The sequence below is a fragment of the Treponema endosymbiont of Eucomonympha sp. genome (assembly GCF_001028545.1).
Window position 1 is genome coordinate 1 of sequence record NZ_BBPW01000015.1, and the last position, 13969, is coordinate 13969.

The 13969-nt window shown below is 57.5% G+C and carries 13 protein-coding genes; 9 read left to right on the forward strand and 4 right to left on the reverse strand.

Going from position 1 to position 13969, the window contains the following annotated elements:
- The 6 genes from AWU74_RS01520 to rsgA form a co-directional block, all read left to right on the forward strand.
- Window positions 1-558, forward strand: a 558-nt coding sequence (locus AWU74_RS01520; protein ID WP_238580119.1) for a hypothetical protein, incomplete at its 5' end; no start/stop codon positions are given.
- Between the two features lie 308 nt (window positions 559-866).
- Window positions 867-1328 carry a hypothetical protein gene (locus AWU74_RS01525; RefSeq protein ID WP_062326920.1) on the forward strand — a complete coding sequence of 154 codons (462 nt, stop codon included), beginning with the start codon at window positions 867-869 and terminating at the stop codon, window positions 1326-1328.
- A complete protein-coding gene (locus AWU74_RS01530) occupies window positions 1329-1814 on the forward strand; it encodes a hypothetical protein (RefSeq protein ID WP_062326922.1) in 486 nt (161 codons plus the stop codon).
- A 251-nt stretch (window positions 1815-2065) separates the two neighbouring features.
- Window positions 2066-2668, forward strand: a complete 603-nt coding sequence (locus AWU74_RS01535; protein ID WP_062326933.1) for an SAM-dependent methyltransferase — start codon at window positions 2066-2068, stop codon at window positions 2666-2668.
- A 13-nt stretch (window positions 2669-2681) separates the two neighbouring features.
- Complete coding sequence (locus AWU74_RS01540; RefSeq protein ID WP_062326923.1) at window positions 2682-3611, forward strand: M23 family metallopeptidase; 930 nt, start codon at window positions 2682-2684, stop codon at window positions 3609-3611.
- Window positions 3608-4615 (forward strand): ribosome small subunit-dependent GTPase A, encoded by a 1008-nt coding sequence (rsgA, locus tag AWU74_RS01545; RefSeq protein ID WP_162504651.1) that lies wholly within the window; start codon window positions 3608-3610, stop codon window positions 4613-4615. The genes AWU74_RS01540 and rsgA overlap by 4 nt, the downstream gene beginning before the upstream one ends.
- A gap of 530 nt (window positions 4616-5145) precedes the next feature.
- Here rsgA and AWU74_RS01550 read toward each other — a convergent pair.
- Window positions 5146-5658, reverse strand: coding sequence for a flavodoxin (locus AWU74_RS01550; protein WP_062326936.1), 513 nt, complete (start codon window positions 5656-5658; stop codon window positions 5146-5148).
- An 81-nt stretch (window positions 5659-5739) separates the two neighbouring features.
- Window positions 5740-6864 (reverse strand): aldo/keto reductase, encoded by a 1125-nt coding sequence (locus AWU74_RS01555; protein WP_062326925.1) that lies wholly within the window; start codon window positions 6862-6864, stop codon window positions 5740-5742.
- 600 nt (window positions 6865-7464) lie between these two features.
- Between AWU74_RS01555 and AWU74_RS01560 the strand changes: the two genes are divergently transcribed.
- Window positions 7465-7875, forward strand: coding sequence for a hypothetical protein (locus tag AWU74_RS01560; protein WP_062326927.1), 411 nt, complete (start codon window positions 7465-7467; stop codon window positions 7873-7875).
- A 136-nt stretch (window positions 7876-8011) separates the two neighbouring features.
- Here AWU74_RS01560 and uvrA read toward each other — a convergent pair whose 3' ends face one another.
- Complete coding sequence (gene uvrA, locus AWU74_RS01565) at window positions 8012-10858, reverse strand: excinuclease ABC subunit UvrA (RefSeq protein WP_062326929.1); 2847 nt, start codon at window positions 10856-10858, stop codon at window positions 8012-8014.
- A gap of 303 nt (window positions 10859-11161) precedes the next feature.
- Here uvrA and AWU74_RS01570 point away from each other — a divergent pair, with 303 nt between their 5' ends.
- A complete protein-coding gene (locus tag AWU74_RS01570; protein WP_062326931.1) occupies window positions 11162-11665 on the forward strand; it encodes a hypothetical protein in 504 nt (167 codons plus the stop codon).
- Between the two features lie 350 nt (window positions 11666-12015).
- Here the strand turns inward: AWU74_RS01570 and AWU74_RS01575 are convergent, their stop codons facing one another.
- Window positions 12016-13437, reverse strand: a complete 1422-nt coding sequence (locus tag AWU74_RS01575) for an MATE family efflux transporter (protein ID WP_062326938.1) — start codon at window positions 13435-13437, stop codon at window positions 12016-12018.
- 258 nt (window positions 13438-13695) lie between these two features.
- Between AWU74_RS01575 and AWU74_RS11380 the strand changes: the two genes are divergently transcribed.
- Window positions 13696-13872: a hypothetical protein gene (locus tag AWU74_RS11380; RefSeq protein ID WP_187150787.1), complete on the forward strand. Its 177-nt coding sequence runs from the start codon at window positions 13696-13698 to the stop codon at window positions 13870-13872.
- Window positions 13873-13969: the final 97 nt, after the last annotated feature.

Genomic DNA, 13969 nt, shown 5'->3' on the forward strand with positions numbered 1-13969 from the left:
ACTACAGCTCTGCAACAGAAGACGTTGTCCTTGTATTCCGGGACGCCCCGCGGACGGTGGCAAGAGTGGCACCAACTGATGCTGTTCGCGGAATCGGGGGGGGGGGCGTTAACAACCGGCTCTTATTATTACGAGATATATTATCACGGTTATTTGGAAAGCAACGGGAGGATAAGTGTTTCAGGCACAGCGATTACGTTTACTTGCACCGCTGGTGGTACTTTTACCGCGACTATCAGCGGTGATAACATCAGCTTTGCGGGCGATGTCGTCTTTAACGACGGCAGTAGTCAGTCGTTTCCCGGTAATTTCAGCAGACAAAATCAGGGCGGGGCTAATCCGTTCATCGGCACATGGTATGACACCGAAGGAGGGCATGTTGTCGCAACGAGCTCGACTTGGGCGTATTCTGGGAAAGGGGGGTACTCTTCAGGAACTTATACTTATATTGGTAACACAGCCACGTATTATGTTAGTGGTGAATCATATCCAAATGTGACCACTATTGTAAACGGAGTATTTCATACCCAAGGGTTGGCTTTCAGCAAAAACGGATAACGGCGGTATACCTCCCGACTCAATTTCCGGCGATGGCGGCAGGTTTTTTGTTGCTGCGTCCGACCTAGAAATCGGGTGTAGTTTGAGGGCGCAAAAATCATCGTTATAACAAACGGTTTGCGCCGCGCTTCAGTAGCGGCTTGGTTTCCGCTCCCTGCCGGTCGGCTACGGCACATTTTGGGCGGCGGGACTGCTACGCAGCCCTTTTGTGCCGCCAAAAAAACATCGTAGCCTTTTCACGTTAAACGAAATGCCCTATTGACATTATAGTAAAATTATGTTGAATTTTTAATTAAGGAGAATAAAACATGGATGATGTTAGTAAATACCTATTTTCGTTACAAAAGTTTCAAATTTTACAGACATGGATTAATCCACAGACGAGTCACATAGTACCAGATGAATATGCTTATGCATGGAGTGTAGGCTTATATCCTACTTTTAGTGAAGGTGAATGGCATGAAAACTTTAAAGAGCAATTTGAAATTAAAGAGGATATAATATCAAAAGCAATAAATTTTTTAGATCAAGAATGGCAAAAGGGTAAAGTTTATACGTTTTATCAAATACGAGACCATTTTGTGTACGAAGAAAAGGTAGAGAAATTGCAAGATAAATGGACACTTATTTATATTCTAAGATACATTTATTTGCATGGAAGTTTTGATGCACGCTTTTGGGAAAAGGTAGTTGAAAATGGAGGTTGTCCAATCGAAGCTAAAACCATAACGTCAATCTTTGATACAACAAAAATAAAGTTGGTGTATTAGATGGAAATCATTGACGTATTAACTTTTATTGCCTCAATTGTTTCTATTGGAAGTGGCGGTGGTTCTGTTGTTATGTTTTTAAAAAATAAAACAATTCGTAACGATATAATAAAGAAAAATATAATCGTTGAATACTCAGATTTCTGTAGCACGACCTATAAAACTGTAGAAAATATAAAAAAATTTTCTGGGGTAAATGATGCTGGTGTAAAAAGCAGTGTAAAAACACTGTCTTTTAGTAAATTACTAAAAGAACTAACGAATTATTATGAAAAAACGAAATTTATTGAAACAGATTTAATAAATGACGGGTATAAAAATATTGATGATGATTTGCTGGTTATTAAAGATAAGATAAATTTTTTTAAGCAAGTTGGTAAATCAGCATATAAGAATAGTACAGATGAATTAACTGAAACTTGTTTTCATGTTATAGAAATGCAAGATAAAATAAAGAAAATGCTTCAGGCAAAAATATATAAGTAGCAATGGGGAACTTCGTATAACAAACGGTTTGTGCCGCGCTTCCCTTCCCCTCGTTTCAGCACATTTTGAAGACTGCACAAGCAGGGCGAAAGCCCTGTTTTTTATGGATCAAAGAGCGCGTATACCGGGGCTGACCGAGAGGCGGAAGAGGCTTTGCCTCTATGCCGGGTTTTTTCAGAAAACTCGGTCGTTCGGCTGCCGCCGAGCGCGGTGTTCTGTTTCTCAGGTTTTCGCCCGATACTAAAGGCAATATGGCGCGGGACGAGTACGAAAAACCGGATTTCTGGTCGCGGAAAGCCTTTGCGGAAGGGTATCCGGCGCGGTCGGTGTACAAGCTGGCGGAACTGAACGGGAAATTCGCCCTGTTCGCAAAGCACGCGCGGGTGCTCGACCTCGGCGCGGCTCCGGGAAGTTGGACGCTCTTTGCGCTGCGGCTGGTGGGCGAGCGCGGACGTGTCGCTGCCGTCGATGTGTCGCCGCTTTCCCTCAAGGCGGCGGCGCGGAATCTTGTCTTTATTCAGGGGAGTTTGTATGATAGCGCGGTCAGGGGGCAGGCGGCGGCGCTGGGACCGTATCATGCGGTGCTGTGCGACGCGGCTCCGCCGACCACCGGAAACCGCACCGCCGATACGGCGCGTTCGCTTGAGCTTGCGGAATGCGCCGTCGGCTACGCGCAGGACATGCTGGCGCCGGGCGGAAACTTCGCAGTGAAGCTGTTTCAGGGCGGCGGCGAAGGCGCGCTGCTGCGTCTGCTTCGGGAGCGCTTCGCCGGCGCGAAAACGTGCAAGCCGAAAGCCTGCCGGAGCGGGTCCTGCGAGACCTACGCGGTGGGGCTGGGCTTAAAATCAAACTGAACGGGCAGGAAAAATGAATCAGGCAAGATGGGGCGGAATCAGGGGCGTTGCCGCCGGAATCTGCGTGCTCGCTGTAGTCGGCTGTATGCAGGGGAAAGACGAGGCGGACGGATTAGACGTCAGCCCGGCGCTTCAGGCGGACGAGGCGCAATACGGGGAGGACGGCGTTCCCGCGGGCGCCGAAGCCATTCCGCCGCTCACGTATACGGTGTACCGGATACAGAAAGGCGACATGATAAGCGCGCTTTCCGAACGGTACGGGCTGACGCAGGACACGCTCATAAACGTGAACAACATAAAGCAGTCGCGGCTGCTGCAGGTGGGGCAATACCTGAAAATCCCGTCTATGCCGGGAATCCTGCACACGGTGAAGGCGGACGGGGACACGGTCGGGCAGATTGCGCTGAAGTACGAGGTGTCCGCCGAGAAGTGCGCCTCCGCGAACGCGCTCGGCGTGTCCGAGCCGCTCAAAGCGGGCGCAGTGCTGTTCGTGCCTGACGCCCAAATGGATTTCGTCGCGCGGCAGGAAATCAACGGCGACCTGTTCGTTACGCCGCTTCGGAACCAGTTCAAGTATTTTTCGTCCTATTTTGGGTGGCGTGACGACCCGTTCCGCAGCGGGAAGCGCTCGTACCACACCGGAGTCGACATGGTCGCGCGGGGCGGGGTCGGGACGCCGGTCTACGCGGCAATGGCGGGCACGGTTATTGCGGCGGGGTGGGACAACACTTTCGGCAACTACGTCAAAATCCAGCACCATTCGGGCTACGTTACGCTGTACGGACACCTGCACACGCTGAACATATCGCGGGGGCGGAAGGCAAGCACCTCCACGATGATAGGCACGGTCGGCAGCACGGGACTGAGCACGGGACCGCACCTGCATTTCACGGTGTACAAAAACGGACGGCTGGTGAATCCGCTCGGCTTGATGAAGCAGTGACGGGAACCGTGCTGTGCGGTTCCAGCAACGCATTTGCGGTCGAATGCGCGGACGGCAGGGTGCTGCGCTGCACTATCAAAGGCAAGCGCCTGAAAGAAGAGCGGCATTACTACAACCCGCTCGCGCCGGGCGACGAGGTGAAGCTTGAAGCTGACGACGCGTGCGGCGCCGGGCGGATTACGGCGCTCGGCGCGCGCAGAAATGTCTTCGTGCGCTGGAACCTGAAGGGTCGCGCCCCGCAGGCGCTCGCCGCAAACCTCGACTACGCGCTTATCGTTACCGCCCCCGATGAGCCGCCGTTCCGCCCTCGATTCGTCGACCGGGCGCTGATTCAGGCGGCGCACGACGGCATTAGTCCCGCCGTCGTGGTGAACAAGTGCGACCTGCCGGTCTCCGCCGAGTGCGCGGTGTACCTCCGCATTTGGGAGTCGCTCGGAATCCGCGTCGTCCGCCTGTCCGCCAGAACGGACGAAGGCTTGGACGCGCTTTCGGCGCTCATGACGGGGAAGCGGTCGGCGCTGGTCGGGCAGTCGGGCGTAGGCAAATCGAGCATAGTGAACGCGCTCGATTCGGTGTGCGCCCAGCGCGTCGGCGCGCTTTCGGCAAAATACCGACGCGGCGCGCACACGACGGCGCAGGGGGTGCTGCTGCACCTGAAGCTGGGAGACGGCTCCGCGTCGGCGGTCGACACGCCGGGGGTCAGGCGCTTCCTGCTGCACGGCGTGGAAGCGGGGGAGGCGGCGCTGTATTTTCCGGAAATCAAGCCGCGCGTGGGAAAGTGCGCCTTCGGAATGTCGTGTTCGCACGTGCGCGAGGCGGGCTGCGCCGTCCGCGCGGCGGTCAGGACGGGGGCGGTCAGCGCGGAACGCTACGATAGCTGGCTCCGGCTCTACCGCGGACTGTCCGGCGTTTCGCGCGCGGAACGCGAAACACGGGCACCAAGGGAGACGCTTGGTGGGCACCAAGGGAGACGCTTGGTGGGCACCAAGGGAGACGCTTGGTAGGCACCAAGGGAGACGCTTGGTGCGCATGAAACGAGGCGTTTGGCGAGCGAAAGGCAAAGCCCTTTTGCCGCAAACTCCCGCCGTCCCGCTTGGGGAATCAGGACGTGCCGTATGTGCGGCGCGTACCTATCCGGTGCACAGTTACGCTACTCTCCAGTATGCAGGCACACAACCGCACGGTTGTTAGGCGCACAACTGTACGGTTGCGCACCCCGCGACTAAGGCCTTACCTTTGCGGGCAACGCCCGAGTTCTTTGAAAGAACTCGGCAGAAAGGCAAAGCACGCACATAAGGCGTTCTCCGTGCGGGGAACGACCGCCTTTCTTGAGGAAACTGCCGCACACCGAAGGCGTGCTACCGAGTTTGCTTTGCTATAGGTAAAGGCATAAGAGCAAGCGTCAAGCGGGGCTGTCGAACGGACGGGAGAGAAAGAGAATAAGCAAAGCTTATTCTCTTTCTCGTTTCATAGGGGTGAGGCATAACGGCAAAGCCGGTGCACCGAACGCCTCCGTCGGTTTTGCCACTATGCCCTATTTCGCCAGTCCCTGTTTCCGTAGCCACGCCGTTACGTCGTTTTGGGCGCTCTTTGCGTGTTCGGTGCGGATCGCCAGCCCTTCTCCGACCGTTGCCTTCGGGCAGAGTTTCTGTATGTCGCTGACGCTCCGCCCTAAGCCGCTCCCGCCGTTGGTGCAGAAGGGGAATATGGTCTTTCCCGAAAAGTCGTATGACTCAAGGAAAGTGTACAGCGGCATAGGGATTGTGCCCCACCAGTTCGGGTAGCCGAGGAAGACGACGCCGTAGGAATCCACGCCGTTTACCCGAGCCGCAAGCTCCGGACGGGCGTCAGCGTCCTGCTCCTGTTTGGCGACCTCCGTCGCCGGGCGGTACTCCGCGGGATACGGCTTGACCGTCTTGATTTCAAACAGGTCGCCGCCGACAGCCCGTTGAATCTGCTCCGCGACCGAGCGGGTATTCCCGCCCCACGAAAAATAGGCAACCAGCGGGCGGCCCTTCCCGCCTTTATTTTGCGCATTCAGTTCCATTCTTGCCTCCGTATACAGAAATACAAACAGTATCAGTGATAGCTTTGCTAAAAACTTCTTCCGCAACAAGCTCGCCTCCGGCTACTTTTTCTGCGCAGGGGCGTCAAACACGGCGGAAACCTCTTTGAGAAGCTCGGTGATTTTCAAATGCTGCGGGCACGCCGCCTCGCATTGTCCGCATTCAATACAGTCGCCGGCTTTGCCGTGCGACTGCGCCAGATTCCGGTAAGAGTTCGCGTGGTTGGGCGCAAGCCGGAACCGTTTCCGGTCGTTATAGAGCGTGAAGTATTTCGGTATCGGTATGTTCTGCGGGCAGCCGTCGACGCAATACTGGCACGCCGTGCAGGGAATCGCGCTACCGGCATTGAGGAGTTCCGCTGCCGCCTCGACGACTTTCCGCTCCGCGCCGTCCAGTGGCGCGAAGTCCTGCATATGCGACACGTTGTCGGCAAGCTGATCGAAATTGCTCATGCCGCTCAGCACGACGGCGACGTTGTCGAGCGAGGCGGCATAGCGCAGCGCCCACGACGCGGTGCTCGCGTCCCGCCGCGCCGCTTTGAACAGCCGCTCCGCCTCCGGGGGAAGCGCCGCGAGCAAGCCGCCCTTTACCGGTTCCATGACGATGACCGGCTTATGGTGCTTCGTCGCCGTCTCGTAGCACCGGCGCGCCTCGACGGACTTGCTCTCCCAGTCGACATAGTTGATTTGGAGCTGGACGAACTCCATTTCCGGGTGCTCCGCAAGGATTTGCTCCAGCACTTCGGCTTTGTCGTGGAAGGAGAACCCGGCGCGCTTCACCTTCCCCTCGGCTTTCAGCCGCTGCATGAACGCGAAGCCGCCGTGCTTGAGCGTGTCGGCATAGTTCTTTTTGTCGAGCGCGTGCAGTAGGTAATAGTCGAAATAATCGACGCCGCAGCGCGCAAGCTGCTCGTCGAAGTATTTCTGATAGTCCCCGCTGTCCGTTATCAGCCACGTCGGCATTTTGTCGGCAAGGGTGAACGAAGCGCGCGGGTGCCGCTCGACCAGCGCCTTCCGTGCGGCGACCTCGCTCGTGCCCTGATGATAGGGATAGGCGGTGTCGAAATAGGTAAAGCCCTTTTCCAGAAAGCAGTCCGTCATGCGGCACACCTGCGGCAGGTCTATGCTCTGCGGGTTGCCCGCGTCGGAAAGAGGCAGCCGCATTAAGCCAAATCCTAGTTTCTTCATATATGCTCCTGTGTAATGTTTCGGCATTTAGCCGCGAATGCTGAACCCGGCGTTCCCCGTAGGGAACGTCCGAGTTCTCTGAAAGAACTCGGCATATAGGGTGCGCATAGGCTCCTGCCTATAGACAACGCTATTTGTTGCAAACTCGCGGGCATTAGAGGCTCTTGCCTATAGGCGGAAGCCTCTTTTTATCTACAGTGAAACACGCGCAGGTTTCAAGGCGAAACACGGGCAGGTTTCAAAGCCTGACACGGGCACTTCAGAGGTTGTGAAGCGCGCACTTCAGAAGTCATGAAGTGCGCGTGTCAGGGTTTGTGAAGTGCGCACTTCAGAGGTCGTGAAGCGCCCGTGTCACAAAACCCGGCGCGGTTGGGACGAGCAGGGCGCGGAAAATATGTTTGCCGGCGCTGTCATTCCGCTTGACATTTCCGGTGCGTGATGTTAGCGTATATGTGCGGGTGTGCGACGGCTTGAGAAGCGTCCGCTTTCAGCGCTTGCCTGAGAGACGGATTTACTGCTGCCCGCCGGTACGATAACCGGGTGTCGTAGACACACGAATCGGCTGTGCTTTCAGCATTTGTGCAAACGTGAGGAGGCTCTATGAAAAAGCTCGGTTTGTTTCTGGCGGCGCTGACCGCCGTCTCGTTCGCTTCGTGCGGCGGCGCGCTCAACGCGCCGAAAGACGCCGCTCCCGAACGGGGCGCCGCGGCGGAGCCCAGTACATACACGGAATACAGTTTTTTCGGCAAAAACGGACGGGCGTCGACGACCGGGGGGCTTGTGAAAGGCCATTTTACCAAAGAAACACAGAAATACCTTTACCCGAAATACGTCGGGACGGACGCCGTGCTGGAAACGTCCATTTGGTCGGTCGACTACGCCAGAGAAGCGCGCGACCAGTTTGAAGCGGCAGGGATTAGAACGTGGGATTATAGCGAAACGCGCAACCCGGTCAGGGACTGTCACTTCAAGTTTAACATGCTGAATGTAACCGCTCTGGTCATAGAATAAGACGGCGCGTTTTGCGCCGCACTGCACACGCAAAAAAGGCGGGGAGGCAAACATGCTTCCCCGCCTTTTTTGCGTTACCCGTGCTCCGCACGGGTAACGTCCGAGTTCTTTCAGAGAACTCGGCATATAGGGCGGGCTATGCGCGCGTTCCCCGCCGCTCAAGCATTTCCCGCACGTAGCGCCCCGTGTGCGACGCCGCGTTCCGCGCCACTTCTTCCGGCGTGCCCGACGCGACTATTTCCCCGCCGCGGAACCCGCCTTCGGGTCCCAGGTCGATAATGCGGTCCGCCTGCACAATGACGTCGAGGTTGTGCTCAATCATCGCCACCGTGTTGCCCTGATCGGCAAGCCGCTGAATCACCTGCATGAGCTGCTTCACGTCCGCAAAATGCAAGCCCGTCGTCGGCTCGTCGAGAAGGTAGAGCGTCTTTCCCGTCGAGCGTCGGGCAAGTTCGTTCGCCAGCTTCACCCGCTGCGCCTCCCCGCCCGACAGCGTCAGCGCCGACTGCCCCATTTTGATATAGCCCAGCCCCACCGACAGGAGCGTGTCCAGCTTCCGCGCGATATGCGGGATAGGCGCAAAAAAGTCTGCCGCCTCCTCAATCGTCATACACAGGACGTCGTCAACGTTCTTGCCTTTGAAGCGCACTTCCAGCGTTTCGCGGTTGAAGCGCCTGCCCTCGCATACGTCGCAGGGAATGTACACGTCCGGCAGGAAATTCATCTCTATCGTAATGGTGCCCGCGCCCTGACAGTTCTCGCAGCGTCCGCCCCGCACGTTAAAGCTGAAGCGCCCCGATTTGTAGCCCCGCGCCTTCGCGTCCGGCAGGCTGGCGAACAGTTCGCGGATTCCGTTGAACACGCCCACGTAGGTCGCGGGGTTGGAGCGCGGCGTGCGCCCGATAGGGCTTTGGTCTATGTTTATGACCTTGTCAATATGCTCCAGCCCGCGGATTTCCCGGTACGCGCCCTCTTCATAGGACGTGCGCATAAGCCGGTTTGACGCCGCCGGGTACAGAATGTCGCTCAGCAGCGTCGATTTGCCCGAGCCCGACACGCCCGTAATGCAGGTGAATGTGCCGAGCGGAATTTCCGCCGATACGCCCTTCAGGTTGTGCTCCGTCGCGCCCACAATCTTGAGCGCGTGCCCGTTGCCCGCCCGCCGCTCGACGGGTATATCCATGACGAGCGTCCCCGCAAGGTATTGCCCCGTCAGGCTCTCCGGCACCCGCATTACGGCTTCCGGCGTTCCCGCCGCGACCACTCTGCCGCCGTGCACCCCCGCGCCCGGACCCATATCGATAATCCAGTCGGCGGTGCGGAGCGTCTGTTCGTCGTGCTCCACTACGATAAGCGTGTTGCCCAAATCCCGCAGATAGGCGAGCGTGTCGATAAGCCGCTGGTTGTCCCGCTGGTGCAGCCCGATAGACGGCTCGTCGAGGATATAGAGCACCCCCACGAGGCTTGAGCCGATTTGCGTCGCAAGGCGTATCCGCTGCGCCTCGCCGCCCGACAGCGTCGCCGACTTGCGCTCCAGCGTCAGATAGTCCAAGCCGACGTTCTGCATGAAGCGCAGACGGGCGCGGATTTCCTTGTCGATTTGCGCGGCTATCTGCCGTTCCGTGTCGCTGAGCGTCAGCGCGCCGAAGAACGCGAGCGACTCCTCCACCGACAGGCAGCACAGCTCGTGAATGTTCTTGCCGCCCACCGTTACCGCGAGCGCCTCCGGCTTGAGCCGCTTGCCGCCGCAGGTTTCGCAGAACCGGTGCGCCATAAACTTTTCGAGGTTATCCTTCTGCCCCTGCGAGAATGTCTCGTTGTAGCGGCGCTTCATCTCGGCGAACAAGCCGTGCCACTTCTGGTTGTACACCGAATGCCCCTCGCCGGACTGCTTGTGGTACACGAAGTGGAGCGGCTCGGCGGAACCGTTCAGCAGGACGTTCCACTGCGCGTCCGTAAGCCGCTCGTAGGGCGTGTCGAGCGCATAACCCGAATACTGGGCTATGGCCTCGAAGCGGCAGCGGTTCCACTCGGAGTCCGGATTGAACGGCGCCAGCCCGCCCTCGCTGAACGAGAGCCGCCGGTCGGGAATCATCAGTCCGAGGTCGAACTCCATTTTTTCGCCCAGCCCGAGACATTCGGGGCACGCGCCGAAGGGGTTGTTGAACGAAAAGAGTCGCGGCTGAAGCTCCGGCACCGAGACGCCGCAGTCGGGGCAGGCGTTTTTCTGCGAAAAGAACTCCTCCTTTTCGCTCCCGCCTTCCTGCGCCTGCCGCGTTACCACGATGATTCCGCCGGAGCCTTGCAGCGCGGCTTCCACCGAGTCGGCGAGCCGCTGCCGCGAATCGGCGGACAGCGCGATTCGGTCGACGAGCAGCTCGATTGTGTGCTTCTTCTGTTTGTCCAGCTTGATTGCGTCACCCAGTTCCACGGTCAGCCCGTCGATTCGGGCGCGGGCGTAGCCGGACTTTTTCGCGTCGTCGAGGATTTTCTGGTGCTCGCCCTTCTTGCCGCGGATGACCGGCGACAGGATTTGTATGCGGACGCCGTCTCCCCAGCCCATAATCGTGCCGATTATCTGGTCGGTGGACTGCTCCCGTATCGGGCGCCCGCACTTGGGGCAGTGGGGAACGCCGATTCGGGCGAACAGGAGGCGGTAGTAGTCGAAGATTTCGGTAACGGTGCCGACGGTGGAGCGAGGGTTGCGGTGCGTCGATTTCTGCTCGATAGATATGGCGGGGGACAGTCCCTCGATATAATCTATGTCCGGCTTATCCAAGCGCCCCAGAAACTGCCGCGCGTAGGCGGACAGGCTCTCCACGTAGCGGCGCTGCCCCTCGGCGAAAATCGTGTCGAACGCGAGCGAACTTTTGCCCGACCCGGACAAACCGGATATGACGATGAGCTTGTTGCGCGGAAGCTCCACGTCTATGTTCTTGAGGTTGTGCTCGCGGGCGCCCTTTACAATAAGCATATCTTCCATAGCGGGCAATAGTAGCCGTTCGGCGGGGGAAAGGCAACGGCGTTCGGCGGTAGCCGAACGTCCAAGTTTGTCGCTCGCCTGCGGCTTGCGGCAAACTTGCATAAAGGGTGGGCGCCTTTGTTTTCGCCTATAGGTAAAGCCGCGCCGCGCTCATACGCCCATATCAGAGGCTCTGATATGCCCTTAACAGAGACGACGATATGGGCGTATCAGAGGCAGCGTTAAGGGCTTAACAGAGGTAACGATAAGGGCGGCAAAGAGCCGGACGCAGCCCTTGGCGGAGGTTTTTGCCAAAAAGCCCTATTGACTGAATATGTTTACCATGTTAAAGTATTGAACATGTTTTATCCGTTGCAGAGGATTGAGGCGCGCGCAATCTTCGCAGCAATAAAACACATTTTTGAACAAAGGAGCTCGCAAATGCAAAGATTTATCAAAGCGGCTGCGGCGGCTGGATTATCCGCAGTTCTCACGCTGTCTTGTACGCAGGGCGTTGCCCCGCAAAGCAACGCACAGCAGGAGACCGGTGCTGAACGGGGCTTTTTTTCGAGTGCCGTTACCGTATACCGCAAGGACGGCGGCACATTTGAGATTAAGTACACGACCCAAGTCACAGTCGGAAAGGGCTTGTACCGGCTTGACATTTATTCCTGCGAGGATAATGACCGGCCGGAAGCGGCATTGCTTGCAAACGGCATTAAGGTGGCGGAAAAAGGCAATACTCACATACCTTGGCTTGACTGTTTCATATCCTTCAGCAAGGACGACGTGAAAGCGCTGCAGCGAAACGGCAAGTTTGTAAAATAACAGACAGGAGTTTTCAATAACGCGCGCAGGCAGGGCACCCGCCCTGCCTTTTTTATGCCCGGCCGGACGTCTGTCCGCGCGCGAGACCGACACCCGCCCGTGCAGGAGACCGACACTACTGCTTGCAGAGGATCGCCGTAAACTCGGCATGTGGGTAAAGATGGGTGGAATGGCACAGAGGCAACGAATAGCCCAGCACAGAGGCAACGTACTGGACAGCACAGAGGTAGCGAACAAAGCGGCACAGAGGTAACGAACAAAGCAGGGGAAGTCGGCGCTTGCACGGGCGTGCATGAGACGCCTGCATTATCGTGCAGCTCTGTAGCCGTTTTTGTAAAACGCCCGCCGCGCTACGTTTTCCGCGACAGCTTCTTCATCTCGAAGTATATCAGCACCGCGGTGAATACTGACGAGCAGGCGTCCGCGACGGGCGCCGCGGCGACGATTCCCTTCAGCTTCCAGAGCCTGCCGAAAAGCAGAATGCACGGGATAAGCAGCACGCACTGGCGGAGCATTGAGAGGAATATGGCCGTTTTGGGGCGTCCGGTTACGACGAACACGTTTGAAGACACGACTTGGAACCCGACTACCGGCAGCAGTATGAGCGCGACGCGTATCGTCCATATCGCAAAGCTCACCAGCTTAGGGTCGCCGTCCGGCGCGAATATGCTCACGAGAGAGCCGGGAAACGCTTCGGCGAGGATGAAGCCCACGAGGCAGACGGACGTCGCCGCGGCGACTGCGTAGAGGTAGGTTTTTTTGACGCGTTTGAACTGCCGCGCGCCGTAGTTGTAGCCCAGTATCGGCTGTGCGCCCTGGTTAATTCCGAACACGGGCATAAGAAACAGGAACATCACCGAGCCTTGTATGTTCATGCCTGAAAGCGCAATGTCTCCTCCGTTGGGTACGCCGAGACTTTCCACGCCGTAGCGACTCATGCTTGTGTTGTAGAGCAGCTGCACGCCGGACATGACGACCTGTAGCAGGGACTGCGCCGAACCGAACGAGACAATCTGCGCCACGATTTTCAGCGACGGCTTGAATGTCCGGAGGCGGAGCCGGATAAGCGCTTTTTGGCTGAAGCTGAAGGCGAGAATCCACACCGACGAGGCGCACTGCGAGATGATCGTCGCCAGCGCCGCGCCTTTCACGCCCCAGTGGAACACGAATATGAATAGCGGGTCGAGCAGCGCATTCGTCGCCGCGCCGATAAGCATGCCGACCATAGTAATCTTCGGGAAGCCCTGCGCGCGGGTGCAATGCGAAAAACCGAAGCCGACCGTCGAGAACACCGCCCCGATCAAGATAATGCGGAAATACTCGCGCGTGTATTCGAGCGATTCGCTTCCCTCCTGCGCCCCCAGCAGAGATACAAGGAAGTCGAGGGACGGGAGGCACACCGTCGTCATCACCACGCCGCTCAACACCAGCAGCAGGAAGCAGTGGTTGAGCGCGTTCTCCGCCTCGTCCTTCCGCCCTTCGCCCAGCCGCACCGAAATCATGTTCGCCGCGCCCACGCCGAATAGCATGGCAAACGCCGCCATTATGGTCATAAGCGGCATGACGAGTGCCAGCCCGCCGAGCGCCAGCGCGCTTACGCCGCGCCCCACAAAGGCACGGTCGACTATGTTGTAGAGGGCGTTCACGACCATGCCGGTTATCGCCGGAACGGAGAAGCGGAAGAGTAGCGCGACGATAGGCTCGGTTCCCAGCCGTTCCGCCGCGCGGGCGGGGTCGGACGCTACCGGAGCCGGTTTGAATGGTATAGGCATTGCGACAGCATACTCGTTTTCGCATAAACAGGCAACGGCAATTTCTACGCACACGCACCGCCTTACTCGTATTACGGCATATAGGCTTTCGCCCTTCAGCAAACCTGCTCGGCAGGCGCTTACCTGTCCGCCGGCTTACTGTCCGTGCGCGGCGCCGGCATATACAAAGACCGGACGGCGGTTTTGCGCACGCGTGTTGACAAAACGCCGGACTCCGTTTTATATAGTGCAAAACAGCAAAACTCATAGGAGGGTTTTATGAACGCAGCAAAAGCTCTGGCGGGCGCGGTTCTGGCGGCAAGCGCCGCATGCATTTCGGCGGGAGCGCTGGTTTCATGCCGGCAGGAACTGTCGCCGGACGCGCCGCGCGAGGCGGCAAGCGGCGCGGAACGCGAAGGGCTAGGCAGTGTGGACTGGATAAAGGGAAAGAGGTAAAAAAGGAGCATGAAAAGAAAAGAAGGCATACACCGGCACGATATAAGCGACGAGGCGTGGGAACAGATAAAAGACCTGCTGCCCGGACAGGAAGGGA